Annotated in this window: 23 protein-coding genes and 1 other RNA gene; 3 read left to right on the plus strand and 21 right to left on the minus strand. The window is 33.9% G+C overall.

Annotation, left to right across the window (positions count from 1 at the left end):
- Nucleotides 1–9: 9 nt before the first annotated feature.
- The 4 genes from BN30_RS01950 to BN30_RS01965 form a co-directional block, all read right to left on the minus strand.
- Nucleotides 10–2,034: an ABC transporter ATP-binding protein gene (locus BN30_RS01950; RefSeq protein WP_019213853.1), complete on the minus strand. Its 2,025-nt coding sequence runs from the start codon at nucleotides 2,032–2,034 to the stop codon at nucleotides 10–12.
- Entirely contained in the window at nucleotides 2,034–3,794 is a 1,761-nt protein-coding gene (locus BN30_RS01955) for an ABC transporter ATP-binding protein (RefSeq protein ID WP_019213854.1), read from the minus strand. The genes BN30_RS01950 and BN30_RS01955 overlap by 1 nt, the downstream gene beginning before the upstream one ends.
- A gap of 119 nt (nucleotides 3,795–3,913) precedes the next feature.
- A complete protein-coding gene (locus BN30_RS01960; RefSeq protein ID WP_019213855.1) occupies nucleotides 3,914–4,714 on the minus strand; it encodes a histidinol-phosphatase HisJ family protein in 801 nt (266 codons plus the stop codon).
- Nucleotides 4,715–4,723: 9 nt separating this feature from the next.
- Nucleotides 4,724–5,527: an NAD(+)/NADH kinase gene (locus tag BN30_RS01965; RefSeq protein WP_019213856.1), complete on the minus strand. Its 804-nt coding sequence runs from the start codon at nucleotides 5,525–5,527 to the stop codon at nucleotides 4,724–4,726.
- A 112-nt stretch (nucleotides 5,528–5,639) separates the two neighbouring features.
- On the opposite strand from BN30_RS01965, the gene BN30_RS08730 reads away from it, so the two are divergent.
- Nucleotides 5,640–6,536: an RluA family pseudouridine synthase gene (locus BN30_RS08730; protein WP_019213857.1), complete on the plus strand. Its 897-nt coding sequence runs from the start codon at nucleotides 5,640–5,642 to the stop codon at nucleotides 6,534–6,536.
- Between the two features lie 42 nt (nucleotides 6,537–6,578).
- Nucleotides 6,579–6,755: non-coding RNA, 6S RNA (gene ssrS / locus BN30_RS09795), on the plus strand.
- 216 nt (nucleotides 6,756–6,971) lie between these two features.
- Here the strand turns inward: ssrS and BN30_RS01975 are convergent.
- From BN30_RS01975 to BN30_RS02025, 11 genes are all read right to left on the minus strand, one after another.
- Nucleotides 6,972–8,114: a double-cubane-cluster-containing anaerobic reductase gene (locus BN30_RS01975; protein WP_026880618.1), complete on the minus strand. Its 1,143-nt coding sequence runs from the start codon at nucleotides 8,112–8,114 to the stop codon at nucleotides 6,972–6,974.
- A 39-nt stretch (nucleotides 8,115–8,153) separates the two neighbouring features.
- Entirely contained in the window at nucleotides 8,154–9,506 is a 1,353-nt protein-coding gene (locus tag BN30_RS01980; RefSeq protein WP_019213859.1) for a Na+/H+ antiporter NhaC family protein, read from the minus strand.
- 19 nt (nucleotides 9,507–9,525) lie between these two features.
- A complete protein-coding gene (locus tag BN30_RS01985) occupies nucleotides 9,526–10,173 on the minus strand; it encodes a corrinoid protein (RefSeq protein WP_019213860.1) in 648 nt (215 codons plus the stop codon).
- Nucleotides 10,174–10,182: 9 nt separating this feature from the next.
- Entirely contained in the window at nucleotides 10,183–11,901 is a 1,719-nt protein-coding gene (locus BN30_RS01990; protein ID WP_019213861.1) for an ASKHA domain-containing protein, read from the minus strand.
- The gene (locus BN30_RS01995; protein WP_019213862.1) at nucleotides 11,894–12,895 is read right to left on the minus strand and encodes a uroporphyrinogen decarboxylase family protein; all 1,002 of its coding nucleotides are present in this window, start codon (nucleotides 12,893–12,895) and stop codon (nucleotides 11,894–11,896) included. The genes BN30_RS01990 and BN30_RS01995 overlap by 8 nt, the downstream gene beginning before the upstream one ends.
- The gene (locus tag BN30_RS02000; protein WP_154648829.1) at nucleotides 12,888–13,709 is read right to left on the minus strand and encodes a uroporphyrinogen decarboxylase/cobalamine-independent methonine synthase family protein; all 822 of its coding nucleotides are present in this window, start codon (nucleotides 13,707–13,709) and stop codon (nucleotides 12,888–12,890) included. Before BN30_RS02000 ends, BN30_RS01995 begins: the two co-directional genes overlap by 8 nt.
- Before the next feature lie 163 nt (nucleotides 13,710–13,872).
- Nucleotides 13,873–14,940: a uroporphyrinogen decarboxylase family protein gene (locus tag BN30_RS02005; protein WP_019213864.1), complete on the minus strand. Its 1,068-nt coding sequence runs from the start codon at nucleotides 14,938–14,940 to the stop codon at nucleotides 13,873–13,875.
- An 11-nt stretch (nucleotides 14,941–14,951) separates the two neighbouring features.
- On the minus strand, nucleotides 14,952–16,136 hold the full coding sequence (locus BN30_RS02010) for a CapA family protein (protein ID WP_019213865.1): 1,185 nt from the start codon (nucleotides 16,134–16,136) through the stop codon (nucleotides 14,952–14,954).
- Nucleotides 16,137–16,697, minus strand: coding sequence for a DUF5317 family protein (locus BN30_RS02015; RefSeq protein ID WP_019213866.1), 561 nt, complete (start codon nucleotides 16,695–16,697; stop codon nucleotides 16,137–16,139). It lies immediately after the preceding gene.
- A 1-nt stretch (nucleotide 16,698) separates the two neighbouring features.
- Complete coding sequence (locus BN30_RS02020) at nucleotides 16,699–17,223, minus strand: hypothetical protein (RefSeq protein WP_019213867.1); 525 nt, start codon at nucleotides 17,221–17,223, stop codon at nucleotides 16,699–16,701.
- 161 nt (nucleotides 17,224–17,384) lie between these two features.
- Nucleotides 17,385–18,278: a YitT family protein gene (locus BN30_RS02025; RefSeq protein WP_019213868.1), complete on the minus strand. Its 894-nt coding sequence runs from the start codon at nucleotides 18,276–18,278 to the stop codon at nucleotides 17,385–17,387.
- Nucleotides 18,279–18,477: 199 nt separating this feature from the next.
- On the opposite strand from BN30_RS02025, the gene rbr reads away from it, so the two are divergent.
- The gene (gene rbr / locus BN30_RS02030) at nucleotides 18,478–19,059 is read left to right on the plus strand and encodes a rubrerythrin (RefSeq protein WP_019213869.1); all 582 of its coding nucleotides are present in this window, start codon (nucleotides 18,478–18,480) and stop codon (nucleotides 19,057–19,059) included.
- A gap of 76 nt (nucleotides 19,060–19,135) precedes the next feature.
- On the opposite strand, the gene BN30_RS02035 is transcribed toward rbr, so the two are convergent.
- From BN30_RS02035 to BN30_RS02060, 6 genes are all read right to left on the minus strand, one after another.
- The gene (locus BN30_RS02035; RefSeq protein WP_019213870.1) at nucleotides 19,136–20,476 is read right to left on the minus strand and encodes an MATE family efflux transporter; all 1,341 of its coding nucleotides are present in this window, start codon (nucleotides 20,474–20,476) and stop codon (nucleotides 19,136–19,138) included.
- Nucleotides 20,477–20,676: 200 nt separating this feature from the next.
- The gene (locus BN30_RS02040; protein WP_019213871.1) at nucleotides 20,677–21,084 is read right to left on the minus strand and encodes a pyridoxamine 5'-phosphate oxidase family protein; all 408 of its coding nucleotides are present in this window, start codon (nucleotides 21,082–21,084) and stop codon (nucleotides 20,677–20,679) included.
- Between the two features lie 51 nt (nucleotides 21,085–21,135).
- A complete protein-coding gene (locus tag BN30_RS02045) occupies nucleotides 21,136–21,585 on the minus strand; it encodes a PPC domain-containing DNA-binding protein (RefSeq protein WP_019213872.1) in 450 nt (149 codons plus the stop codon).
- Between the two features lie 35 nt (nucleotides 21,586–21,620).
- Complete coding sequence (locus BN30_RS08735; RefSeq protein WP_019213873.1) at nucleotides 21,621–23,819, minus strand: DUF3160 domain-containing protein; 2,199 nt, start codon at nucleotides 23,817–23,819, stop codon at nucleotides 21,621–21,623.
- Nucleotides 23,816–24,454: a hypothetical protein gene (locus BN30_RS09545; RefSeq protein WP_019213874.1), complete on the minus strand. Its 639-nt coding sequence runs from the start codon at nucleotides 24,452–24,454 to the stop codon at nucleotides 23,816–23,818. Before BN30_RS09545 ends, BN30_RS08735 begins: the two co-directional genes overlap by 4 nt.
- Nucleotides 24,454–24,951, minus strand: coding sequence for a prolyl-tRNA synthetase associated domain-containing protein (locus BN30_RS02060; RefSeq protein ID WP_019213875.1), 498 nt, complete (start codon nucleotides 24,949–24,951; stop codon nucleotides 24,454–24,456). Before BN30_RS02060 ends, BN30_RS09545 begins: the two co-directional genes overlap by 1 nt.
- Nucleotides 24,952–25,038: the final 87 nt, after the last annotated feature.

Raw genomic sequence — 25,038 nt, forward strand, 5'->3', positions numbered from 1 at the left:
CTAAAATTTTTACTTATTATATTGTAGTCTATATAAATCGTAATAAAGTCCCTTCTTGTCAAGAAGCTCTTGATGTGTACCCTCTTCTCTGATTGTACCGTTCTTGATGACGATTATCTTGTCAACGTGCTGTATTGTTGAGAGTCTATGCGCTATAGCGATGCATGTTCTTCCTTCGATTAGTTTTTTAACCGCGTCTTGAATTAATAGCTCTGTCTCTGTATCGATGTTGGCTGTTGCCTCATCAAGCACAAGTATCTTTGGTTCATAAACCAAAGTTCTCGCAAAACTTAAAAGCTGTCTTTGACCTGACGATAGTGTCGACGCTCTCTCCATAACAGCTTCATCGTATTTGCCAGGTAGTTTTTGTATAAATGAATCAGCGTTTACATATTTTGAAATTTTAATAATTTCTTCGTCTGATATATCTTTATTGAGCTTGATATTGTCTCTGATAGTTCCTGAGAACAAGAAAACATCTTGCAAAACGACTCCAATGTTCTTTCTTAAATCTTCTTTTCTTACCTCGTTTATGTTTATGCCATCGATTAATATCTCGCCCTCATCTATATCATAAAATCTTGTTAATAATGATATGATGGACGTTTTACCTGAACCAGTTGGCCCAACAAAAGCAACTGATTCACCTTTTTTGATCTTAAATGAAATATTTTTAAGTACTGGCTCGCCTTTGATGTAACTAAAACTAACATTTTTAAACTCAATCTCGCCTTGAACATTATCAAATGGCACTGGATTTTCAGGATTTTTAATTTCGCTCTCATCATCAAGTATTGCGAAAACTCTTTCAGCTGAAACCATTGCCGATTGAGTGATATTATATTTTTCGGTTAAGTCCATGATAGGCATAAAGAATTTCTTTAAGTAGTCAATAAATAAATATAACATACCAAAATACATTGTCTCGTTCAAAACTTCTTTTGCGCCGAAGTATATAAGGCTTGCTATGGCTATGTTTCTGATGATATCAATCGCCGGTCTATATATTGAGAATATCTTGACCCTTCTAAGCATAGTGTCTCTGTAGTCAGCGTTTGCTTCATCAAACTCTCTATTGATCTTATTTTCTTTACCAAAAATATGGATTAGTCTCATACCAGAAATATTCTCACTTAGTTTTGAATTGATTAGTGATAATTTTTTTCTAGATAAGGCAAGTATCTTTCTAATTTTTCCTCTAAAATATATTGATATTGCAAATATAAATGGAAGCGATATAAAACTTAGTATACTTAGTTTTAAATCCATAGACATCATAAAGATCATGATGCCCGCAAGCATAAATATATCTTTAAAGAGAGTTATCATAACATCTGTATACATCTCCGCCACAGCTTCGATGTCATTGGTTAGTCTTGTTGTCAATCTGCCGATTGCGTTTCTATCAAAAAAGCTTAGTGACCTTGATAAAACATGATCAAATACTTCTGTTCTCATGCTATATATCATTTTTTGCGATGCTATGGTGATTGACATTGTTTGCAAATAATCAAGAACAAAAGTTAATATCACTGCTAATAAAAATATTAAGCTTAATTTGTTAATAGCTTTGAAATCTTTATCTCTATAAGCCTTAAACTCAGCGCTTGATACTTCATATATTGCTTTTTTATTCTCATCACCTGATTTATAAAGATATGCCCCTTTATCATCTTGTCTTAGATGAAAAGCTTCTTTCTTTTCATATTGAGCTTTTTCTTCATTGTTTAAATCTGTCTCTCTAATGAAATAATGAAGATCATTTGACATATTTTCTTTAGTATTTTCAATCTTGATAGTTTTTTCAGTCGCCTCGGGGTACTCATACATCTTAATTTTTTCGATCTGTATGTGCTCATCGATGGCAACTTTGATTAAATATGGGCTTACTAGAGCTAAACCAGTTAGCGCAACTATCATCAAGAATGTTATTACTAATTGAAATGTATATGGCTTTGCGTATGAGAGCATCCTTCTAAAGGTGTGTTTGGAATTTTTGCCTTGATAAGCGATATCGTCTATGTTTCTTTCCATTATTCATCACCTCTATTTATCTTTTGCTCAAGTAATTGATCTTCGTATAATTTTTCATATCTGCCGCCAAGCTTAACTAGCTCATCGTGTGTGCCTCTCTCAACTATGGCTCCATCTTCAATAAATAGTATTTCATCAGCATCTTGTATAGTTGAAACCCTATGTGAAATAATGATCTTTGATACATGTCCTTCATCTTTACTTAAATTTTCTAATATTTCTTCTTCAGTTTGTGTATCAACCGCAGATAAAGAGTCGTCCATGATTAAAACGTTCTTTTCTTTTGCCAAGGCTCTCGCAATTGAAACCCTTTGTTTTTGACCTCCAGATAAAGTTACTCCTCTTTCGCCTAAGATAGTGTCGAAACCATCTTTAAAGTCCATAACATCGTCATAAACGCCAGCTATCTTTGCATATTTCTCAATCATTGCCATATCAAGCTCTTCTTCGTAATGAAATTCAATATTTTCCTTAACAGTTTTTGAGAATAAAAAGTCATCTTGAGGCACATAAGAAATATTTTCCCTTAAAGAATTAAGCGTAAGGTCCTTAATATTGTGACCATCAACAAGAATTTCTCCCTGATCAAGATCATATAGCCTTAGTAAAACGTTCACAATACTTGACTTGCCGCTACCAGTTCTTCCGAGTATGGCAAGTGTTTTTCCCGGCTCAATCTTAAAGCTTATATCTTTAAGTGCATAAGGAAGATCTTTAGCGTATTTGAATGAAACATTTTTAAATTCAATCTCGCCTTTGATATTATCAAGTTCAATAGCATCGGCTCTATCAACTATTTCTGGCTGAGTTTTGAAAATATTTGTAAGTCTATCCATGGATGCAGCGCCCTTTTGCATGAAAACTATAACCATGCCAAGAGCTCTAGCTGGCCACATCATTAGTCCTAGATAAGCGTTAAAAGCAATAAACTCGCCTAAAAGCATAGTGCCAGCCATAACTTCTTTTGCTCCGAAGAACAATAAGAAAAGATAGCTTAAATTGCTTAAAACTTGTATAAATGGGTTGAAAAAGCTTTGTAATTTTGCTAGTTCAATGTTTTTGTCATAATACTTTTGATTTTCTTCTCTAAATAATTTTTCATTCTCTTCTTCTTGTCCAAAGGCTTTAATAATTCTAATTCCAGAAAAATTTTCTTGAGCTCTATCAGTTATCTTGCCGTATTGAGCTTGAACTGCTTTGAAATGTGAGTGAATGACTCCGCCAAATCTTGTTACTAATAATATAATTAATGGTATTGTGAATAAAACTTTTGATGCAAACAAAACATTTGTAGTCACTATCATCATAATAAGGTTTAGTATAAGTAAAAAAGTTGAGTCGATAAACATGATGATACCTTGACCAAGAGTCATCCTAACAGCATTTATATCGTTTGTCGCAAGACTCATTAGGTCTCCTGTTTTGTGCGTATTAAAAAAATTTTGAGAAAGACTGGTTAATTTCCAAAAAAAATCTTTTCTCAAATCATAGTCAACTCTCATTGAGTTACCAATAATGAAATTTCTCCAAAAATATCTCGCTACAGCAACCATCAGTCCTGTTACTATGGTTAATATGGCATACTTAGTCGCCGAGGCCATAGTCAAAACTCCCCTTTGATAGTCGTTTGCGAAGTACTTTAGTATTTGAGGTATGTACAGCTGAACAACGTCGATGAACAGTAGGAAGAATATTCCTAATATGTAACCCCACTTGTACTTTTTGAAATATTTTAAAAGAGGTTTTAGTGATTTAAACATAGTGCGCCCCCTTTGCAAATGTTTTTTCATAAATATTTTAAATATTTCGTATCCCTAAATATATTATATCACTCCTTGATTTTTTGTCAAGGAGTGATATCAATTTTATTTTATCAATTTTATAAATGTATTGGATAAGGTCTTCTCTTCTTATATATATACAAATATTTAAAACCTTTTTCTTTTAGATACTTTTCCGCATCTTTTATACCATAAGCAAGATCTTCTTTATAATGAGCATCTGAGCCAACTGTGATCAGCTCTCCTCCCAATGATTTATACATATCAAGTATATCATCTTGTGGATGAAAGCTCTTCATATTAAAGCGAAGCGCAGCAGTATTTATCTCCAAGGCTTTTTCCTTGTCAATAAGCACCTTTAATATCTCATAAACAATTTCCTTAGCTGCATCTGTAAACTTATATTCAATGTCATTGTATTTGTAGTACCTGTCTATGAAATCTATGTGAGCAAGTGAGTCGAAGCTATCAAAATTTTTCAAAACCTCTAGCATCTCTGTGTAGTAGCGTACTTGACCAGCTTCATAATCTTTATCAAAGCTCTTTTCCCTGGAGAAAATTCTCTCGCCATCTATGCTGTGAATTGAACATAAAATGAAATCAAAAGGATTTTTGCTTAATTCATTATACTTATCAATCAAGCCAAGCTGAAGACCAAACTCAACTCCTTTTAAAACTTCTATCTCATTTATGTATGTGTATTTTAATTTGTTTATCTCTTTAATATAGTCCTCAATATTAAAAAGAACGTTTTTACTTTTATCTTGGTCAAACGATAGGTCTATGTGATCAGTAAAGCAAATCGCTTTCATACCCATCTTTATAGCTTCTTTGACCATGTCCTCCGGCGGAACCTTGCAGTCAACTGAAAAATTTGAATGCAAATGAAAATCGTACATCTATGCCTCCTATAAAAATTTATCTTTTAAATTATTCCAATAATTATTCTTTGAAAATACTATTCTATATATTTTCTTATAGCTCATATCTATCTCAATAGTCTTAACATCTTTGAAAATGACTTCTTCACCATCGTTAAGAAGTACTATCTCGCCTTCATATCTCTTCTTTGGCTCAAGTCTAACTATAAAATTTGGTGGTATGACTAATGAGTTTTGTAGTGATCTAAAAGCCTTCGAGTTTATCGGCGCAAGTGGTGTCATTTGAAGACACTCAAGCTTCGGATGCACTACGCTTCCACGAACTGAGTAGTTATACGCAGTGCTGCCAGCTGGCGTTGATACAATAAGTCCATCGCCAAAAAATCTTTCTAAATGATCAGAATTTATAAATACATCAAGCTCAACCGCCTTTGAATAATTTGCCTTGACAACCATTTCATTAACAGAAAACAATCTTTCTGAGCCACCTTCATAAGTAACGTTTGTCTCGATTAAGTGTAATGACTCTTGCTTAAAATCTCCCGCGATATAACTTTCTACAAATTTATCGACATCGTCAATAGAAAGCTCTTGAAAAAAACCTAAGTGGCCAGTATTAAAGCCAAGAAAAGGCACTTCAGGAAAATCATTTTGATGAACATTTCTTAAAAAAGAGCCGTCTCCCCCTATTACAATAGAAAGTTCAGCATCTTTATTAAAATCTCTTGAGCAAATAAAATTATTCGCATGAAGTTTATCTTCAAGATCTAATAATATTTTTTTGCTAAGTTCATCGTCTTTTGCAAGTATATTTATAATTCTCTCACTCATTTCGTCACCTCTATAATAATTAATTATACAACAAAATTAGTATTTTTTCAATGCATATAGGCCTTTACTTGTAAAACTTGTGAAAATATAATATAATTATTTTGGTGATACAATGATTAACGATGAATACAATATTAGCTTTGTCGCGAACAAATCTTATGATAAGATAAGTGATATGATTGATGAACTTAAAATTTCAAAAAGATTTTTTAGGCGTTGCTACTTAAATAAAGATATTTTTGTGAATGAAAAATTTAGGCGCAAGGACCTTCCAATTGTAAAAGGTGAAATTTTAAGAATATACATGCCCGAAGAAGAGACTGAACCCGATAATTTTAAATGTGATATAGATATAATTGACGAAACAATTGACTACATGGTCATAAATAAAGAGAAAAATATTCTTGTTCACGAAACAAAAAATAATCAAGGCAACACTCTTTATAATGCACTGATAAATTTATTTCAGTCACGCGGCCTAAAAAGGCGTGTTCGCCTTGTCAATAGGCTTGACATGAATACAACTGGACTTATGGTTGTCGCTAAAAATCCATTTGCCCACTACAATTTAATGCAGCAGATGGAAGATGGCAGCTTTAAAAAGAAGTATCACGCTGTGGTTGACGGCTCTTTTCCTTATGATGAGATTACAGTAGAGAAAAATATTAAAACAGATGAAGCTGATCATATAAAAAAGATGATTTGCGCTGACGATGAAGGTGATTATGCAAAAACCATATTCAAAAAAGTAAAAGTGGGTGAAAAATTTTCTATAGTCGAGGCTGAGCTCATCACAGGAAGGACGCATCAGATAAGATTGCATCTAGCTTACTTAGGGTTCCCAATAGTTGGCGATACGCTTTATAACAGCAAAACTTATGATGGCGTGGATAGGCAGCTGCTTCATTCCTTTGAAATAAGTTTTAATGATCCAAGAACTAATGAGGAAAGATACTATGAAGTAATTGACCACGCTGATATAATAAAATTTTCTAAAAATTTTGTGTAAATCACTTGCATTTTAAAAATATTTGAGATATAATATATTTAAGATATCCTGTAGTGCGCGCTTTTCATATTAATTTAACCGACAATAATAATATGGGACCGTGATTTTTTTGCAATCGATAATATGCCTTAAGTGGACATTAGACGTTGTGAATAACGAACCCACCTCGTATATGCGGGGATAAATTACTTATGAAAAACGGCACATAATGGGATTACATATCAAAAGAGTCAAGCGATATTGCTTGACCTTTTTTACGTGTATAATATTTTTTTAATAGTTTTTCTAATATTTTTCTTTATTATTTTTACTAAACTATTCTTGACGTAAAATTTTTTAATATAAATAATATTTTTTATAAATTTTGTTATAAATATTTTGCCAATGTAATATTTTCATTTGAAAAGGCCCTCAATTATAAGAGCCCTTTACTATCTATAGCATTTCTATAAACGCTTCGATTCTTGTGTTTAATTGGCCCAAGTCTGAATCTGAATAATCAGTTTCTACTTGGATATAAGGAGTTTCTTTTTCTTTTGTGACAAAGTCTCTAATTGTCTTTGTTTCTACTTGAAATGGGGTACACGCTTGCAAGTGCATATCAATAACACCATCTACCTTATAATCATCTATCATTCTAGATAATAAATTTAATCTCGGTGTATTAGGGCTAATACATGCGCAGCCAATATTTAGATACTTTTTAGCAAGTGCATCATATATATCCGGATTGTCTAAATCAACATTTTCATCAATTGCCTTAGCTCCCCCGCAATTTTCATAAGCAACTACAATTCCGCCGTTATTTTCAACAGCTTCGATAACTTTTTCAGTCGCTCCACCTATTGGGCAGCCTGTGATAAGTATTCTTTTTTTGCCTGTGATATGTTTATTCTCACTAAATATCTTTTCTTTAAGTTTTTTAAGCTCATCAGGTACAGCCTTCTTATCAAATTCAAATTGCACTCCATTTAAGACGTGCCACAAATCTAAACCCATGATAGGAAGTTCATCGGCCTTCATTATTCCATAAAAGTCTTTAACTGCACTTCTCTCAGCATTTTTAATTACAGTTGCTTCTCTAAGTTTTTCTTCTGTAATCTCTACGCCAAACTCTTTTGATACAAATTTAGCAAGTTTTTTTATCTCAGCCGTCCACAATTGAAGGCTCTCAGCGGATCTTTTTTGTGGCAATTCCATGACGTAAACGTTTTTGATCTCGCCTAAGTACTCATACATCTTCTTCTTGCCGTCGCAAGTAGTTTCTCCGACTATAAGGTCTGAGAAATAGAAGAAGGGGCACTTATCTGTTATGGCAAAACCATAGCTTGCTTTTATAAGCGGACAAAGATTTGTCGGTAAATCTCTTTCAGCATCTTTAATTGTTTCATCAGATGTCGAGCATAATGAAACAGATGTTGCTCCTGCTGCAAGAGCTATCTCTTGAGGGAAAAATGTGCAGAATATACCTATGACTGGTATATTTTTATCCTTAATCTCTTTTACTTTTAAAAATGATTCTCTTCTCTTATCTTTAAATTCATCAAAAATCTCGGGTAAATCTTTTCTAATGTTAATCACGATTGTCTTCCTCTCTTTAGGTTTTTTAATATATTACTATGCTTCTTCTACTTTGTCAAGCTCGAAGTTCCATTTAGTCTTAAGATCAGCATATCTAACAAAGATTGATAGAACTGCAAATACTAAAAGTATCATTGGATACCAAATATATGGAACTAATTCAACTGGTGATACAGCTCCTTCAGTAAAGCCTGAAGCGATAAGGATTTGTGCTCCATAAGGGATAAGTCCTTGTGTTATACAGCTGAACATATCAAGAAGTGATGCTGTTCTTCTTGGGTCAACTTTGAATTTATTAGAAATTCTCTTAGCGATAGGACCGCAGATGATGATTGATACAGTGTTATTAGCAAGAGCAGCGTTTGAAATCATTGTTAATAGTGCTGTAGAAAGTTCTGCTGAATTTTTGTCTTTAGCCATCTTAGCTATCTTTAATACTAGCCATTCAATACCGCCGTTAGCTCTAACCATGTTAGCAAGACCGCCAGTTAACATTGAAAGTAAAAATATTTCAAATTGTCCTGAAAAACCTTGGAAAATATTTTGGCAAAGTTCAAGTCCATTGTATGAACCAGTTCCAATACCAACAGCGCCAGCGAAAACTATACCAAGTGTAAGTACTACGAATACGTTAACGCCACATAGAGCAGCTATAAGTACGAATAGATAAGGTAAGATTAATACAAAATTGTATTTTAAATCTCCTAGATCAACAGGACCTGATGATCTACCTACTATTAATAAGATAATTAGTGTAACTATTGCAGCTGGTAGTGCTACTTTGAAGTTTGCTCTAAACTTATCTTTCATATTAACATTTTGTGTTCTAGTCGCAGCGATAGTTGTATCGGAAATAACTGATAAGTTATCACCAAACATGGATCCACCAACTAGTGCTCCTAAAACTAAAGCTATTGGTAGACCTGCTTTTTGCGCGATACCTACAGCGATTGGACCAACTGTAACTATAGTTCCAACTGAAGTACCTGTTGCAATTGATAAGAAGCAAGCGATTACGAATAAACCTGCTGTTATGAATTGAACTGGTATTATGCTTAGACCTAAGTTAACAACTGAGTCAACAGCTCCAGATGCCTTAGATAGTGTTGCGAAAGCACCAGCTAAGATGTAGATTAAACACATGATGATGATGTTGTCATCACCGCATCCTTTAACGAATACGTCAAATTTTGAGTCTATCGATCCCTTAAACATTAAGAACGCAACGATAGTTCCAATAAGTACAGCGATAGGTGATGGTATTTGGTAGAATGCCATTTCTACACCCATCTTGTCTAAAATGATTCCTGATAATAAGAAAAAACCTATAAATACAATGAATGGTATCAGTGCCAATTCATTAGGTTTGATTGATGTTTGTTCGTCCATCAAAAATTCCTCCTACTTTTTAATTTATTTTTAATAACTCCTTAGCAGCTTTAACGGCTTCAATCGCATCGATAGTATATTTATCGGCACCAATCTTGTCCGCGAACGATTGTGAAATAGGTCCTCCGCCTATCATAACTTTATATTTATCTCTTATGCCTCTTTCTTCAAGAATTTCAACAACTCTTCTCATATTTCTCATAGTTGTTGTCATAAGTGTTGACAAACAGATGATCTCTGCGCCATGCTCTTCAGCAGCATCAACAAATTTATGAACTTCGACGTCTCTTCCTAAGTCTATAACTTCAAAGCCTTGTGTTTGAAACATAGTTTTAACTAAGTTCTTGCCAATGTCATGCGTATCTCCTTCAACTACACCTATAACTACAGTATGATTGTGCTCTAGCTCATTTTTTTCTAAGTGTGGTTTTAATACATCAAGTGCATTGTTCATCGCATCTGAACAAAGTAGTAAATCTGTTACAAAGTATTCCTCTTCTTGAAAAGCGTCCCCCGCCCTCTTCATTCCAGGAACTAATCCATGTAAAATCGCATCGAGTGCATCATAACCTTCATCAAGATAGTTCTGAGCGACTTCGGCAATTTTTTCGTCTTCATACTCATAAACATAATCGTCTAGAATTTTGTAATACTCTTCTTTTGTCATATTTACCTCCTATTTAAAATATGAACAGTCAATAAAAGCTTTTTGGTAGTTTTCATCATAACTTAGCTCCAAAAACTTTATCTTCTTGCTTAAACTTAAAAGATTTTCCCTCTTTTTCTTTGATAATACTACGCTGATCGCGCCATCAAGCGAAGTATTTTTAAGATAAGAAATCTTTTCTTCTGATATCTTCGGTATAAAATAAGTATCTAATAGCATGTCCTTTGATAAGTGATAACCAAATTGACCTGCGATGAATAAATCATCAACTTCATCAGCGCTCATGCCAAGCTTATTAAATAATAAAACAATTCCGGACATAATCGCACTTTTTGATAACTGAATATTTCTTATATCTTTCTTAGTCATGTAGATATCGCCTAAATCGATAACAGTTTTTCCATCCACTTCCTTTAAGAATGGTCTTCTCTTGTCATCTTCATCAAGGTCTTCTAGTTTAATTAATCTTCCCCTGTAATCAATTAAACCTATCTTTAAAGCTTCACGTATCGCAGCTAAAACACCTGAGCCGCAAATGGATTTAGCTTTTTCTTTGCCAATGACGACGATATTTTTATTTCCGCTATCAAGATCAAAGAAAACATTTTCAATCGCGCCAAGCTCAGCTCTCGAACCGAATTCAATATTCATGCCCTCAAGTGCTGGTCCAGCCGCACAGCTACTAGCGTAGTAATGATCTTCATACTTAAGTACTAGCTCTGTATTTGTACCTATATCTATAAACATGATATTTTTATCAATGTGCTCTATATCTATGTGATTAACGCCGCTAAGTATGTCGGCTCCAACATAAGACGAGATCGATGGTATTGTAAATGCTTTTGTGTACTTACCAAGCTTCATGCCAATCTCTTTTGCATCTATCTCAAAATTAAAATAACTTACAATTTTATAAGGTGCTATGCCAAGACTAGTTGGATCGACTCCCATAAGTATATGCATCATAACTGAATTAGCTGAAAAAACAATTTCATATAAACTATCTATATCAAGTTTATATTTTTTAAATATTTTTATTATTGCTTCTTCGATGGCCTTGGTGATTTGCTCTTGCATCTTATAAAGATTTTCTTTTAAATCGATGGCGGCGCTCATTCTTGACAAAACATCTAGTCCGAAACTTATCTGTGGATTGACAAAGGACGCTCTTTCAATAACTTTTCCGTGACTTAGGTCAAGAACAGATATTGCAACACTTGTAGTTCCTATGTCAACTGCAGCCGCATATATCTTGTCATCACTTTTATCGCGAATGGCTATCAATTCATCATTTAGATATATCGCATGCTTCTCGCCTTTTGAAAAATTTGTGTTTTTCAAAACATTAAACGAGATATGTCCAAAGACTTTTTCGTACTCATCTTCCCAAGAGCTGTCAGTGTCTCTATTATCCTCAAAAAAATGAGTCTTCATATTAAGTACTGAATCACTTGTATCAAAATTATCTATATCGGATGTAAGTAAATTTTCTGCCTTGCCCTCATCAAAAAAAGCTAGGTCTATATCCTTATCTACTTTGTACTCACATGAAAGAACTGTCTCTTCACTTAAACCATCTATTATTTTCACTTTGCATTTTTTACAAGTGCCCATGCCATTGCACGGCGCTTCAATAAAGTAACCATTATCCCTCAATACATCTAATAAAGTTTTTTCTCCATTCGTTGTAATTACATTGTCATCACTTAGTATGTGAATTTTAGGCATCTTCTACTCCCTTTAATATTGCTTTAACATTTTCAAGTGGCGAGCCCATGCCCAGTCCGCAGGCTGGTGCAATGATGTCCACGCCATCTTTTACTCTGTTTTTAGCAACTTTTGAAATTTGTTCTGGTTTTTGATTTTCGATTAAATATGTTGACACATTACCCATAACAGGCTTGTGTATATGTTCTTTTGCTTTTTTTAGATTAACTATCGCATCGAATGAGTAAGCATCAGCATGAATTTTTTCAACTATGTCGATAACGCTCTTCATATCGCCACAGATATGAATAATTATTGGCACGTCCTTATGTGCTTTAATCTTGTCAATGATGTAGTTAACATAATGAATTAGATACTCTTCGAAATATTTTGGTCCAAGTATCTCAGCTGTACCGCTTGGATCAGCGATTGCGATTAAATCTGCTCCTGCATCTACTTCTTTTATAGCAAGATCTGCTATCACATCAGAAATATAATTCATAAAGGCTTCAAAAGCTTCTTTATTCTTCTTAAGTCCAACATAAACCTCTCTTGCTTCAACTACACTAGTTGCGACCGAGAATGGTCCAGTAATATTGCCAATAACAGGGATATCGTCATTCTTAAGAAGTTTTATCGCGCCGATTAAAGCATCTTCCCTGCTAAATTCGACCTTAATATTCTTTAATTTATTTATATCTATCTTATCCATAGCATATTCAATGATGTGAGCTTCCTCTTCATTAGTGCCATAGACGCATTTTGCGCCAAGCATCTCTGATTCAACACTCATGCAGAATGGAACAGCATAATTTTCAAAAAGATTCTCTTCCACTACAAATTTGGATAGCTTAGCCATCTCTTCAGCGTTTGAATTTGCTTTTGCAAAATCAATGCCATACTTTTCAATAAGCTCTGTTACACATGGATTCATCATACCTCCTGGGCAGATAACAGCTGGTCTATCAGCCTTTTCGCCATGAAGTATCTTTAATAATCTTTCCTTTTTATTCATAATTTCCCCCTAAAACTGTAATCGCTTTAACTTTTCCTAAAATTTTAAAGCATCTATTAGTAAAAATTCTATAAGACGAGTTTATAAGCGCTTCTTGGTAACTCATCTCGTCACATTCTAACTTCATTTCATTATATAGTCCTAAATCTGACAAGGCAAAGCCTAATTTAGGACAGATATGTAATTTAAAATTTGTAAAATTTAATATATCATTAATAAGAGGGTAATAAAAATCATTCACTAGTTCTTTAACTATCTTTGGTCCAACAGTTTCAACGCTTAGTATAGGATCAGCTAGACAAATGATTTTGACCTTAATTTCATCAAGCTTTAATAATAAATCTAAAACATTTCTTCTATAATAAGCATAAATTTTTTCTTTGTCTAATTTTTTTCTAAATGCAAGAAGAAATTTTGATATATCTATCACTTGAGAAATAAATGACAAAAGACCGTTTAATTTAAAACAAATAGGAGCCTCTTCACTCGCCATGGCTTTTTCCATGGTGATAAAATGCTCCAAATTAAAATCAAAATCTTTTAAATTATATAATTCATCAATACTGTCAAGCTCTATGAATCTTCTAAGATTAGCGTTTTTATCAAGCATCATGCCAGCTAATTCGCCTTCCATAGTGCCTACAATTGGATAAAAAATTACATCAAAACCAAGGCTCATTCTTTGAGCCACATCTTTATAAAGATTTGCATCATTGAATAAGTCTTCTTCGTTTATATCCAAATTTAAATCAGTATACTCTTTTTCATTTGTTGCAGTGCATGAGTACACTCTAATATCTCCTATCTTTTTCACGCTCTCACCGTTAAATATTATACAACAGCTAGAAAACTTAATCAAATCCATGTAATTAAGGGGTATTCATGAAATTTATACAATAAAAATGTGCATATAGCTTAGCTACACGCACATTGTTTATAAAAAATATTTCTGTTATCGAAAGTCTATAAAAAAAATATTATACTAATTTTGATGTATCCATAGGCATTTTACCGTAATATCTGCCCCACTTCATAAATGAATCAATGTTTTCAATAGGACTGTTCTTTGGAATTTGGCAGCCAGTGCACAAAATGTATCCTTTTGGCGAGTCCCAAGCCTTTGCAACGCATTTTTTAACTTCTTCTTTAATAATATCGTCGTTGCCTAGATAAATCGCATCAACCGGCGGAACATTACCTGTGATAACTACTTTGTCACCCATAATTCTTTTTGCTTCGGCAAGGTCTTCGCAGTTATCTATAGAGAAGTTACCAACACCAGCGCTAACAACATCTTCCCAGATATCTTTTGATTTGCCGCAGATATGAATTGTAGGGGCGCCACCGCAATATTTTTTAACATCTTCAACATTTCTCTTAAAATATGGCAGAGAAAATTCTCTGTATTGAGCAGGTCTAATCATAGATGTTGATGATACTGGATCACAAAAACCTGTTCCGAAACCAATTTTGCCAAGAGCTTTGATATATTCAGCGTTATTTCTTGTGATTATATCCATAAGTCTATGAAAAGCTTCTTTTTTCTTAACAATCCATCTAAGCATATTCTCAGTGCCAAGTACTGATGCGGCTACTGTGAACGGTGCAGTCATTGATGCGCCTATATCAGCTACATCGCCAAGAGCGTCTCTAATTTTTTCAAGCGCCTCTAGTAGTACATGTAGGTGACCATCCTTCCATGGATCGATAAGCTCGAGTTTATCGATGTCTTCTTCTGTTTTAACAACTGGCTCTCTTAAATTAGAGATATTGTCATCAGGATAATTCATTACCGAGCCCATGGCTTCAGCCATGCCCCTAAGTGTTGTTGACACACAGATGTTGTCATGATGAAAGCGATTGAATAAAGCAATTTCAGTCTCTGTGATTACATCAGATGATGTATAATAATCATTAGTCTTCTTACCTATGTACCATGCCATAGTAACCCCCATATCTGGCACTACAGGTAATCTGTCAATTGCTTCGCCCTTTGAAAAGGCAATCATCCTTTCTTTTGGTGTCATTTCATCTTCAAAATACATTAAACCATCTCCTATTTATATAATTCATTAAAATCGTTTAGGCTTTCTAATAATTTTGCTTTTATTTGATTAAATCTGTCTACTTTAATCTTTCCGTCAAGAGCATCCTTCACCGGAATAACATTGTAGTGGCTCTTACCATTCGCACGGTACTTGTCAACCCAAAGTGGATGCGCTTCGAATTTTTCTATGCTTACGCCGTCTTTGTCCTTCTTTACTATCACTTCCATCATAAGCTCGCTCTCACTAAAGCGCTGACCCATGCCCTCTCTTCTTTGATTCGATACAAAATTACCCATAGAGTAGCAAACATAAGTTTTTTTGCCATGCGCTTCGATAATATCTGATTTTTGTATAACATGTGGGTGCGAACCTAAAATCAAATCCACTCCCAAAGCATTTAACTCGTTTGCGACCTTGATCTGACTTTGATGCGGTTTGTGCTGATACTCGTTGCCCCAGTGCATATAAACAAGTTTTACATCAACATCATTCTCATTCATATAAGCAATATCTTTTTTAATCTTATCCATGTCGATGAAATTTATCGCATAAGCCTTGTCAGTTCCTTGAACTTTTTTCTCAAAGCCATTAATTGAATAAGTATAAGCCGATATACCAAATTTAATGCCATTGACCTCTTTTATTAGAGGCATGTTATTATTGTCTTTGTATGTGCCAATATTGTCCATCTCATATTTTTTAATCGTGTCAATGGTTTTGTTAACACCTGCGAAGCCCTTGTCAAAAGCGTGGTTATTAGCAGTACAAATCACATCAAAACCTTGATTTTTAAGAGCTTTAATACTATCTTCAGGCGATGAAAACATTGGATAAGTAGTGTATTTGCCATTGGCCGAAACAGTTGTCTCATAATTAATCATAGCCATGTCGGCATTTTTAAAATTTGGTAAATATTTAAAATATTCATCAAAATTATAAGTGCCATCGCCTTGCTCAGCGCCCGAAAGTTGTGGGCCGTGAAGCATAAAATCGCCAGCTGCAAATATTTGCACTTTGCTTGTCTTTATGGGCTCTTCTTTTTTCTGAATAATAATCGGAATTTCTTTTACATCATAAACATAAGTTAAAGACTTGTCCTTGTTAATTTCTTTTGCTTTTTGCTTGCAAGCGACTGGCCCTAAAAGCATATTTATGAAACAAAGAAGAAAAATTGTAAATTTTCTAAATAACATCTAAGATCTCCTCTTCATAACATCTTCAACAAGCATAAACAGTCCAAGCGATAGAAATATATCGCCAATGCTAATTATAGTCCTAAAGCTAGTGAACTTACCAAGTGGAATAGTGTCAGCAAGCGCGTTAAAAGTTTTTCCGCTAACAGAAAGCGTATGCGTCATCGATAAAGATTTTTCTAAAAAGCCAAGCTCGCCAGCAGAACCGTTATATACAAGAGCATCCTTCACCACCGGCATAAAACCTCCATAGTTAATCATCGCTATCAAATTAAGCGCAAGACCGATCGCCACTATGTTAAAGGCAAAGTACTTGTTATTAGCAATCGCAAAAAATATCATTACAAAAAATGTAAAAATATTGATATATGGATATGTCATGATCAATTCGCGTCTAAAAATAAAATTAAATCTCGTGATATAAACAAGAACAGCGATATTTATAATAGCTGTTAGCAATAAAAACCATGTATACCTTAAATTCATTTTAAATAAATTATTTATCCTTCCGCCATTGATAAGCGAAATAACTATGGCGAAGACAATTACAAATAAAGCCATCTTACACCTCTTTCTTCACTTGGATAAGAAGTCTTTCAATCTCGAAATTAATCCTATCCCTTATGTATATAGCATAGAGCTTCTTCTCATTAACCTTTGTATAATAAATACTAAAGAGCATGCCGATGACTATGGCGCTCAAAGCAAAAGCAAAAAATGTTTTTAATGTGACGCCAAAAATCTCTTCAATCTTGAAGTACTTTAACGACTTAGCACTTAAAAAGAAAGTCATGAAAGATATGGCAACCGGTAAAAGTATCCTCGATAGTGGCGCAACAAAGCTTCTAAAATCAACCGCCTTGTACTTCGTCTCCAAATAAACACTTATCTTAGCCGCACTTAAATTTAATGACTTAAACAAATCATCATCATAAACAAAAACATCATTTACAATCTCATTAAGAGCTTCTTCCTTAACCTTGCCATAAATCTTTTTCTTCAAAGCACCATCACTTGTCCAAAAAAGAGATTTTATTTCTTCTTCAAATTCTTTTTTATATTTTTCAATACAATCCTTCGTCTGCATATAACTCTCCTTATACCATCATTAATATTATATCATATAATATCTGTTTTACACTTAAAGATTAATCTATACATAGTGGGTCTTGTATAGATTAAATTTATCTATATTATAGCATAAAAAAACTGAGCTAGTAAATAGCTCAGCCTATATACAATATTAACTTATATAAATCTTCTCCACTTTTCTCCAAGTATCTCGTTTGCGCTGCTTGTTACGACGAAGGCTGTTGGGTCCGCGTCGTTAACGAACTCTTTTAGTCTGATGTACTCGCGTGTTGAAACTGCTGTTTGTATCAAAACGTTGTCCTTCTTTGAATAAGCGCCCTTATATGGGATAAGGTTTGCGGATCTATCTAGGTCTTCTATAATAAACTTTGATACGAGTTCGACTTCTTTTGTATTGATGTAACAAAGCTTACTTGTGTTAAGACCGCTAATTGTGATGCTAACTACTGCTCCGTTGATTATAACGCCCATAACTGAATATAAAAATATATTCATACCAAAGGCAGAGCCAGCGAAGATACTAACGACAAGGTCCGCAACAACACAACCTATGCCTAAGTCAAGTCCTAAAAACTTTTGCATAATCTTGGCAATGATGTCTGTGCCGCCTGTTGATGTGTATTGATTAAGTACCATGCCCACGCCTATACCTTGAATAATCATGCCTAGAGTAATTAATAGGAACAAATCATCTGATAGCGGCTTTGGATTTGGAAATATTATTTCAAATAGCCAAACTAGTCCTGACAAGGCAAGTGTAACTATGATGGTTCTTGTACCAAAGTCTTTACCGATGAAGATGAATCCCATGATGAATAAAACTATGTTTACTAAGATAAATAAGGGTCCAACTCCAAGTGGTATGTAGTGACTTAAAACTATGGCGATACCTGATGCGCCTCCTGATGTTAGGTTCGATGGCACTAGGAAGAAATGTATCGCTGAGGCAACTAGTATTATGCCTATGATGATGAGTACTATCTCTTTCCAGTTGTATTTGTGTTTGATTTTGTCTTTCTTTAAATTTTGCACTTCATTGACTATGTTCATATTTTTCCTCTTTTCTATAGATATTTCTTATATATATTTATTAAACATAAAATTAATTATATCACAATATAGGTAGTTCTTCAAGCATTTTTAATTTGATTTTGATAATATTTATTTGTGCTCAACCGCAAACACCGCTTTACAAAAAATTTTATTTGATATATAATAAATTTATCATAAAAAAAGAGGGGGTATTTTTATGAAATTAAAAGGAACTAAGACATGCGAAAACCTTATGAAGTCATTCGTTAACGAATCACAAGCTTCTATAAGATATGGTTATTACGCATCTCAAGCAAAAAAAGATGGCTATGTACAAATACAAAACATCTTTTTAGAAACATCTCAAAATGAGGAACAACACGCTAAAAGATTCTACAAGTTCTTAAAGGACGAGCTAGATGGCGAAACTATCCAAGTATCTGGTACTTATCCAGTAGCGCTTCAAGATACTTTAGCTAACTTGAAGGCTGCTGCTGAAGGCGAAAATGAAGAGTGGACTAATATTTACCCTGAATTTGCCAAAATTGCAAAAGAAGAAGGCTTTAATGAAATAGCCGCTGTATTTACACACATAGGTGAGGTTGAAAAAGCTCACTACAACAGATACAAAAAGCTTATCGAAAATATCGAAGCTGGCAAGGTATTCAAAAGAGGCGACGTTTACATATGGAAGTGCTTAAACTGCGGCTTCTTGTATGAAGGCAAGGAAGCTCCTAAAAAGTGCCCTGCATGTGATCACCCACAAGCTCACTTCGAAATATTTGTAGAAAATTATTAAAATTAATTTTGAGTAAAAATAATGATGTAGATTTTTTGTCTACATCATTATTTTTATATAAATTCTTAAATTTTAATTAAATCTTCTTCTCAACCCATTTACCTTGTTTAAATCTTGTGCTCATAAAGATGTATCTTGAGAATTGATCTGATAAAACGCCCATCCATATACCCATTAATCCTAAGTGGAATACATTTACAAGTATATATGTTGATACGCTACGAATTATACTTACGCTGATGATGGATGCGATAAGTGTGTATTTTACATCGCCTGCCGCTCTTAAGCAGCCGCCATAAATAATTTGCGATATTTGGCAAATAACTATGACTGTTATGAAGCGGCCAATCATTACACCGTAGTTAATAACTGCTTCATCTTGGAAGAATGCTCCGAAAATGTATTTACCGAACAATAATAAAACTGCCGATAAAACGAGTGATATAACGAAACCAACTTTTTGACAAGTTTTGCCATAAGTTACTGCGTCGTCATATTTTTTCGCTCCAAGTGCTTCACCTGATAAGGCAACGGCTGCGACCTGCATTCCATCTGCAAAGGCAAAGCCGATGCTTAGTACGTTCATGCCGACATTGTGTGCAGCAAACTGATCTGTACCAAGTGATGCTGCCATAAGAGCTGTTGATAAGAATCCGACTCTCATCGCAAGATTTTCAGCAAACATATTTAATCCAAGCTTAATTATTTTTATAAGTGCTTCAAAAGCTGGTTTTATCTTATATTTTATTATAAATGGTAAACTTACATAAGAATCTTTCTTGAATAATGATCTGATACTCATGATACTCGCAACAAAAGTGCCTAAGATGGTCGCTATCGCTGCACCTCTTACGCCCATGGCTGGAAAACCAAATTTACCATTGATTAGTATGTAGTTAAAAGAAATATTTACTACGCTTGAAACTAAATTAGTAGTGAAGGCAATTTTAGTGTTGCCACTACCTCTTTGAGCTGCGTTTATAACTATGCTAATAATATTAAATACGCTAAAGCCCATAATTATATTAAAATATTCTATCGCGTACTCATGTGTATCACTCTTGCTTCCTGCTAATTTTAGTATTGGGTCGGAGAATGTCACCATGACAGTCGTTATTATTAAACAAAGCAGCATAGCAAGTATAAATGCTGTTACTAAAACTTCATTCGCAGATCTTCTGTCCTCTTCGCCTTTTCTTCTCGCTACGAGCGCCGAAACAGCTATGCTTATCGAGAAGAATATCGCAAGCCCAATAAATTTTGGCTGCGTTGTAAGACCAACCGCTGAGATGGCGTATGTACCTAAGCTTGATACCATGTAAGTGTCGATGATGCCTGCTAGTGCTATAAATACACTCTCAAGTACCGATGGCCACGCTACTTTAAAAACTCTTTTCAAAAATTCATTATCTATCAATTAATCACTTCCATATCTCATATCTATATCTTTTTATAAAACATTTAATTTATTATAACATATATTTTTAACTCATACAAGGAAATAGCTGTTTTTATTTAGAAAAACGAAATATTTCTTATTAATTCTATAACAATATCTAGGTCTAGATAAATAAAAAAGAAGCTCACAATCGTAAACTTCTTTGCATAAATATTTAATTAAAATTTAATTACTTCTGGATCTTTACCATGACTCATAAGGTTCATCACAGCATCTTTTAAATAGAAAACAGCTGTATCATCATCGTCTGCAGCGTACTTGCCCTTACATGCTTCTACGTTATCATTAACAAGTTTTTCTCTTGCTTCTCTTCTATCATCTTCAACAAGCTCCGCAAATACTCTGTAGTAGTCCTTGCCAATAGATCTTGCTATAGCTACATGTGGATTAGCTTTGATCTCCTTATATACATTCTTGTGCTTCTTTGTAACAATGTATATCTTGTCCTCAAACTCGCAGTGCACGTCAAATGGTCTTACATTTGCCTTGCCTTCAACAGCTGTTGCTAAATAAAATTCATCTTCACTTCCTAGTATCTCTAATACTCTCTTAATATTTTCTTTCATATAAATACCTCCTCTACGAGTCTATTGTACCCAAAGAGGAGGTATCTCTAACTAGATATCTAAAATTTTAATTCCTGTCTCATCATCGATTTTTCTTTGATAAGCGTTTTCGCACTCATCAATGCGAAGCTCGCATGTGCCGCTTATTATGCACTTATTAAGGTGACCACCAACAGTGATACCCATACCAAAAGTTAAGCCTCCAGCAAGCACCACTCCATCTGAAATCATGATGTGTAGGTGTATATATGGCTCCTCGCCGTCTCTAGTGATATTGCCATTTAAAGAAAGAATTTCAAATTCGCCATCGTATTTGTATTTGCTATACTTTCTCTTTTTTACGCTATAAACACCAAGCTCTACTTCCGAGCAAGCGCCTATACCTGTGATGCTTCCTGCCTTTAAATCTGTTTCTTTAACAAATTCGTTTAATTTATCTAAAACTTCTTCGCCTCTATCGATTCTAACGATATATGATTTGCCGTCTTTAATGTATTTCATAATTTTCCTTCCTTTATATTAATATGAAATTTATATTAATATAAACTTTCTACCTTATTTGTAAATAATTCTTTCTTAAAGAATGGTTCTACCTTGTCTTTTTCGCCATCCATGTTATAAAGTGGAAGCATTTCTTTGAACTCGTTGTTGTCAAGTCTATTTTCAGAATAAAATTCATAATAGTTCATGATAGAGCCGCTGCCTAGATAATACTTACCATTAAGTCTATAAACAACATATATAGTCGAGAATCTTCCAGAACCTACTTCTAAGAAGGATCCTTCTGGTTTATTAACTACGTTTGAGCCAATTCTTTGAATGTCGGCAACATTGGCTGTATCTCTATCTTTAGGTGCTATCTCAAACTCCTCTGTGCCCTCATCCTTATTAAAAGCTATGAAGATGTTTTCCATCTCTCCGCCAATTACTGTAAGTCTTTCATTATCTTCATCGCTAATTGTTTCGTCCTTTAACTCTTCAATGCTAACCTTGATTAAGAATTCAAGCATATCATCAAAATCTTTTAGTCTTGCCTTTTGATCAGTATTTAATAAAGAATATTTTTCATCCGCATCCATAGTTAAACCTACTAAATACTTAACTCTTCTATATAGATTAACATTTGGCTCAACATAGTGTCTTAAATCTATTGGGTCGGAGCCACCCATCTCAGCGCCAAATTGTTTTGCATACAAAATAGTATCATGTTTTAATTGTGCACAAGATGCAAGTGCTGTGTTTAAATCCTTATACTGCCATTTTTCGCTTCTCATAAAGTCTGGATAGCCTTCGCCGTACTCGTTATTAAATGCTTTTAAAACCCATAGCCATGTTCTGTAAATATTTGCTTTTTCTTCTTTATCTGTTCTTGCGTCAACCATAGCCTTTGTTTCGTCGTATTTTTCTTTAAACTTATCCCACTTCAAATTGTCTTCATTAGTAAGAGTAAGTCTCTCAGCAAGGCTATTGCCTAAAAGCGCCATAAGATCTACGCCTGAAACAACTGGTCTTTTGCTTTGTTGATCAGTGTCCACTAATTTTTGTAGCCAAGTATTGTCAACAACAGCTCTTTGTGGCAAGAAGGCAAAAACTTTTCCTGAATCTGGTTTAATCTTTGGATCTTCTTTATTTGCGATATCATCAGCAACAGCATTTACAACATTTTTCTCAAGTATTGCCTCTACTGAATTATCTTTAGTAAGTTTACTAATGCTCTTGTATATGTCTATAGGAGTAGTGTCTTCAGTATTTTCAACTAAAAAGCTAATTGGTTTATATATGTCTTGCCATAATTTAAAGCTTTCCTCATCCTTAAGCATGCTTCTCGATATAAGCATAGCTTGTTTAACTGCTTCTAGGTTTATAGACTTGTCAGAATTTTCTAAATGCACTAGCTCTTGTGAATAAAGCATATTAACTTTAAAATATTTCTTTAAGTTTTCGTTCTTAGTGTAATTGCCACGAACCTTAAATTGAGAGTAATCAATTTCGTTGCCTGTTATGTTTGATACAGCATTTCCTTCTGCCTTGATGTTCTCAAGCTCTTTGTCAGCTAAGTCTCTTACTTCGCTTGGCACTTCTCCATCGTACTTTGCTTCAAGTAAGTCTACCGCGCATAAGAATAATGCTGCGTTTCTCAAAGTCAAATCTTTTTCTTCGCCCTTTGCTTCTTTGTAATCACTTAAAGTATTGTCCAAGCAATTTTTTGATAGAGCTATAAGTTTTTGCTTCAATGAATTTTGCTCCATATCCTCCATCATGCCAAGATAAATAATATGGTACAAGTGAACGATGGAGTCAGTAGTGATAAAATTGTTATGACCAATATATTGATTAGTTTCATAAATGCTAAATGGCTGTTGAGATTTTTCGTAATCTATAAAAAATCCATTGTCTTCAAGATTTTTCATAATTTTAGCGTTATATTCTCCAGTATATTCACCTTGATCAAAACCACCAATACTCTTAGAATCCTTCGGAACATCATATGGCTTCACATTTGCTTCGATGTCAATGTCTTCAAAATCCTTTGCTTCTTCTGTGTTTAATAATTTTTCCGCATCGTATCCAAGCAAAGCATTTAAGTCTGCTTCACCCACTTCAATATTTTCATTTTTGCCATCATCTTTACTATTCTCATTATTTTCGTCTTTACCCAGCTTATTAAGTGGCAAAGAGCATGCGCTTAAGCTCATCACCAATATTAAAATCACTGCTAATAATCTTTTTTTCATTTTAAATCAATACCCTCCTTAGAAAATTTAATTTCCCTTTTAATATTTATACCCTCTATATATAATTTTTTATCTTTCACTAATTTAGTTGGTCGAAAATTTATTTTTTTAGTCGCGATTCTCTCTATAAGCATATTATACTGCTTATATATACCGATTGAGTAAACGCCTTTATATTTTTCAATCGAAACTACTTCATCAAATGCGTCGCCATCAATATCATACAAGATAAAATCATACATTGGATTGATTAGCCTCGAGCAGCGAAATTTTGGTTTTAAATCCAAATCCACTACTTTATATAAAAATACTCGCTTCGACGGCGTCCTGTGCCAAGGGGCTATCGAGAAAACACCAAAAGCGATATCAAATTTGTTCTCGTCATTGACTCTGCCTAGGTCGACTTTGTATATGTTTAGCTTGTACTTGCCATCAAAATTTTTTGTTTTAGATAAATTATCTTTTGTAAAAGTAACTTTATTATAAAATCTTGCAAATATTGGTTTAGATAAAGTCATCTCTACTTCGCCAAGTTTTTCATCTATAACCTTGTATTTTTCAGTAGTCTCTATGCGTGAAAGAGCTAGAAGCGCTAGCAATATTACAATCGCTAGAGCAAATATTTTCTTCTTCATTATTTATTTAAATCTACAAAATGAACTTCGTAACCCATATTCTTAAGCATTTTAAATAAATCTTCAGTCTTGAAGAATAATGTCTGTGTGTTAATATTTGGGTGAAAAGTCATTATCTCTTCTTTTAATATAGCGTTGTCAAAATAAAATTGAACTTCTTTTTCTGTGTCATTAATTAGTCCAAATGGTGAGACGCATCCCGCTTCATTGCCAAGTTTATTGAATAAAGTCTCTTCCGAAGCCATCTTTATTCTTTTTTCACCTACAATTTCAGCGAACTCCTTCATATCAAGCCTGTCCTTGTCGTCCATAACAAGCATGTAAAAGCGTCTCTTCTTTTGATCAGTCATAAACATAGTTTTTGTTCTGCATCCGATTTTACCCTCGATATACTTGTCAGCGTCTTCAGTCGTAAATGCTGGCGGATGCTCAACAGCTTCGTATTTAATACCGTTGTCCTCAAGAACTTTGATAGCGTCCTCGTATTTGTTCTTCATATCATCCCCTCCATTATGTATACATTTTATCACAATCAAGTGCAAAAATCAATTATCAAAGAAACATTATGTACAAAAAAGGACTTA

Source organism: Fenollaria massiliensis, from assembly GCF_000312505.2.
Classification (GTDB): Bacteria; Bacillota; Clostridia; order Tissierellales; family Peptoniphilaceae; genus Fenollaria; species Fenollaria massiliensis.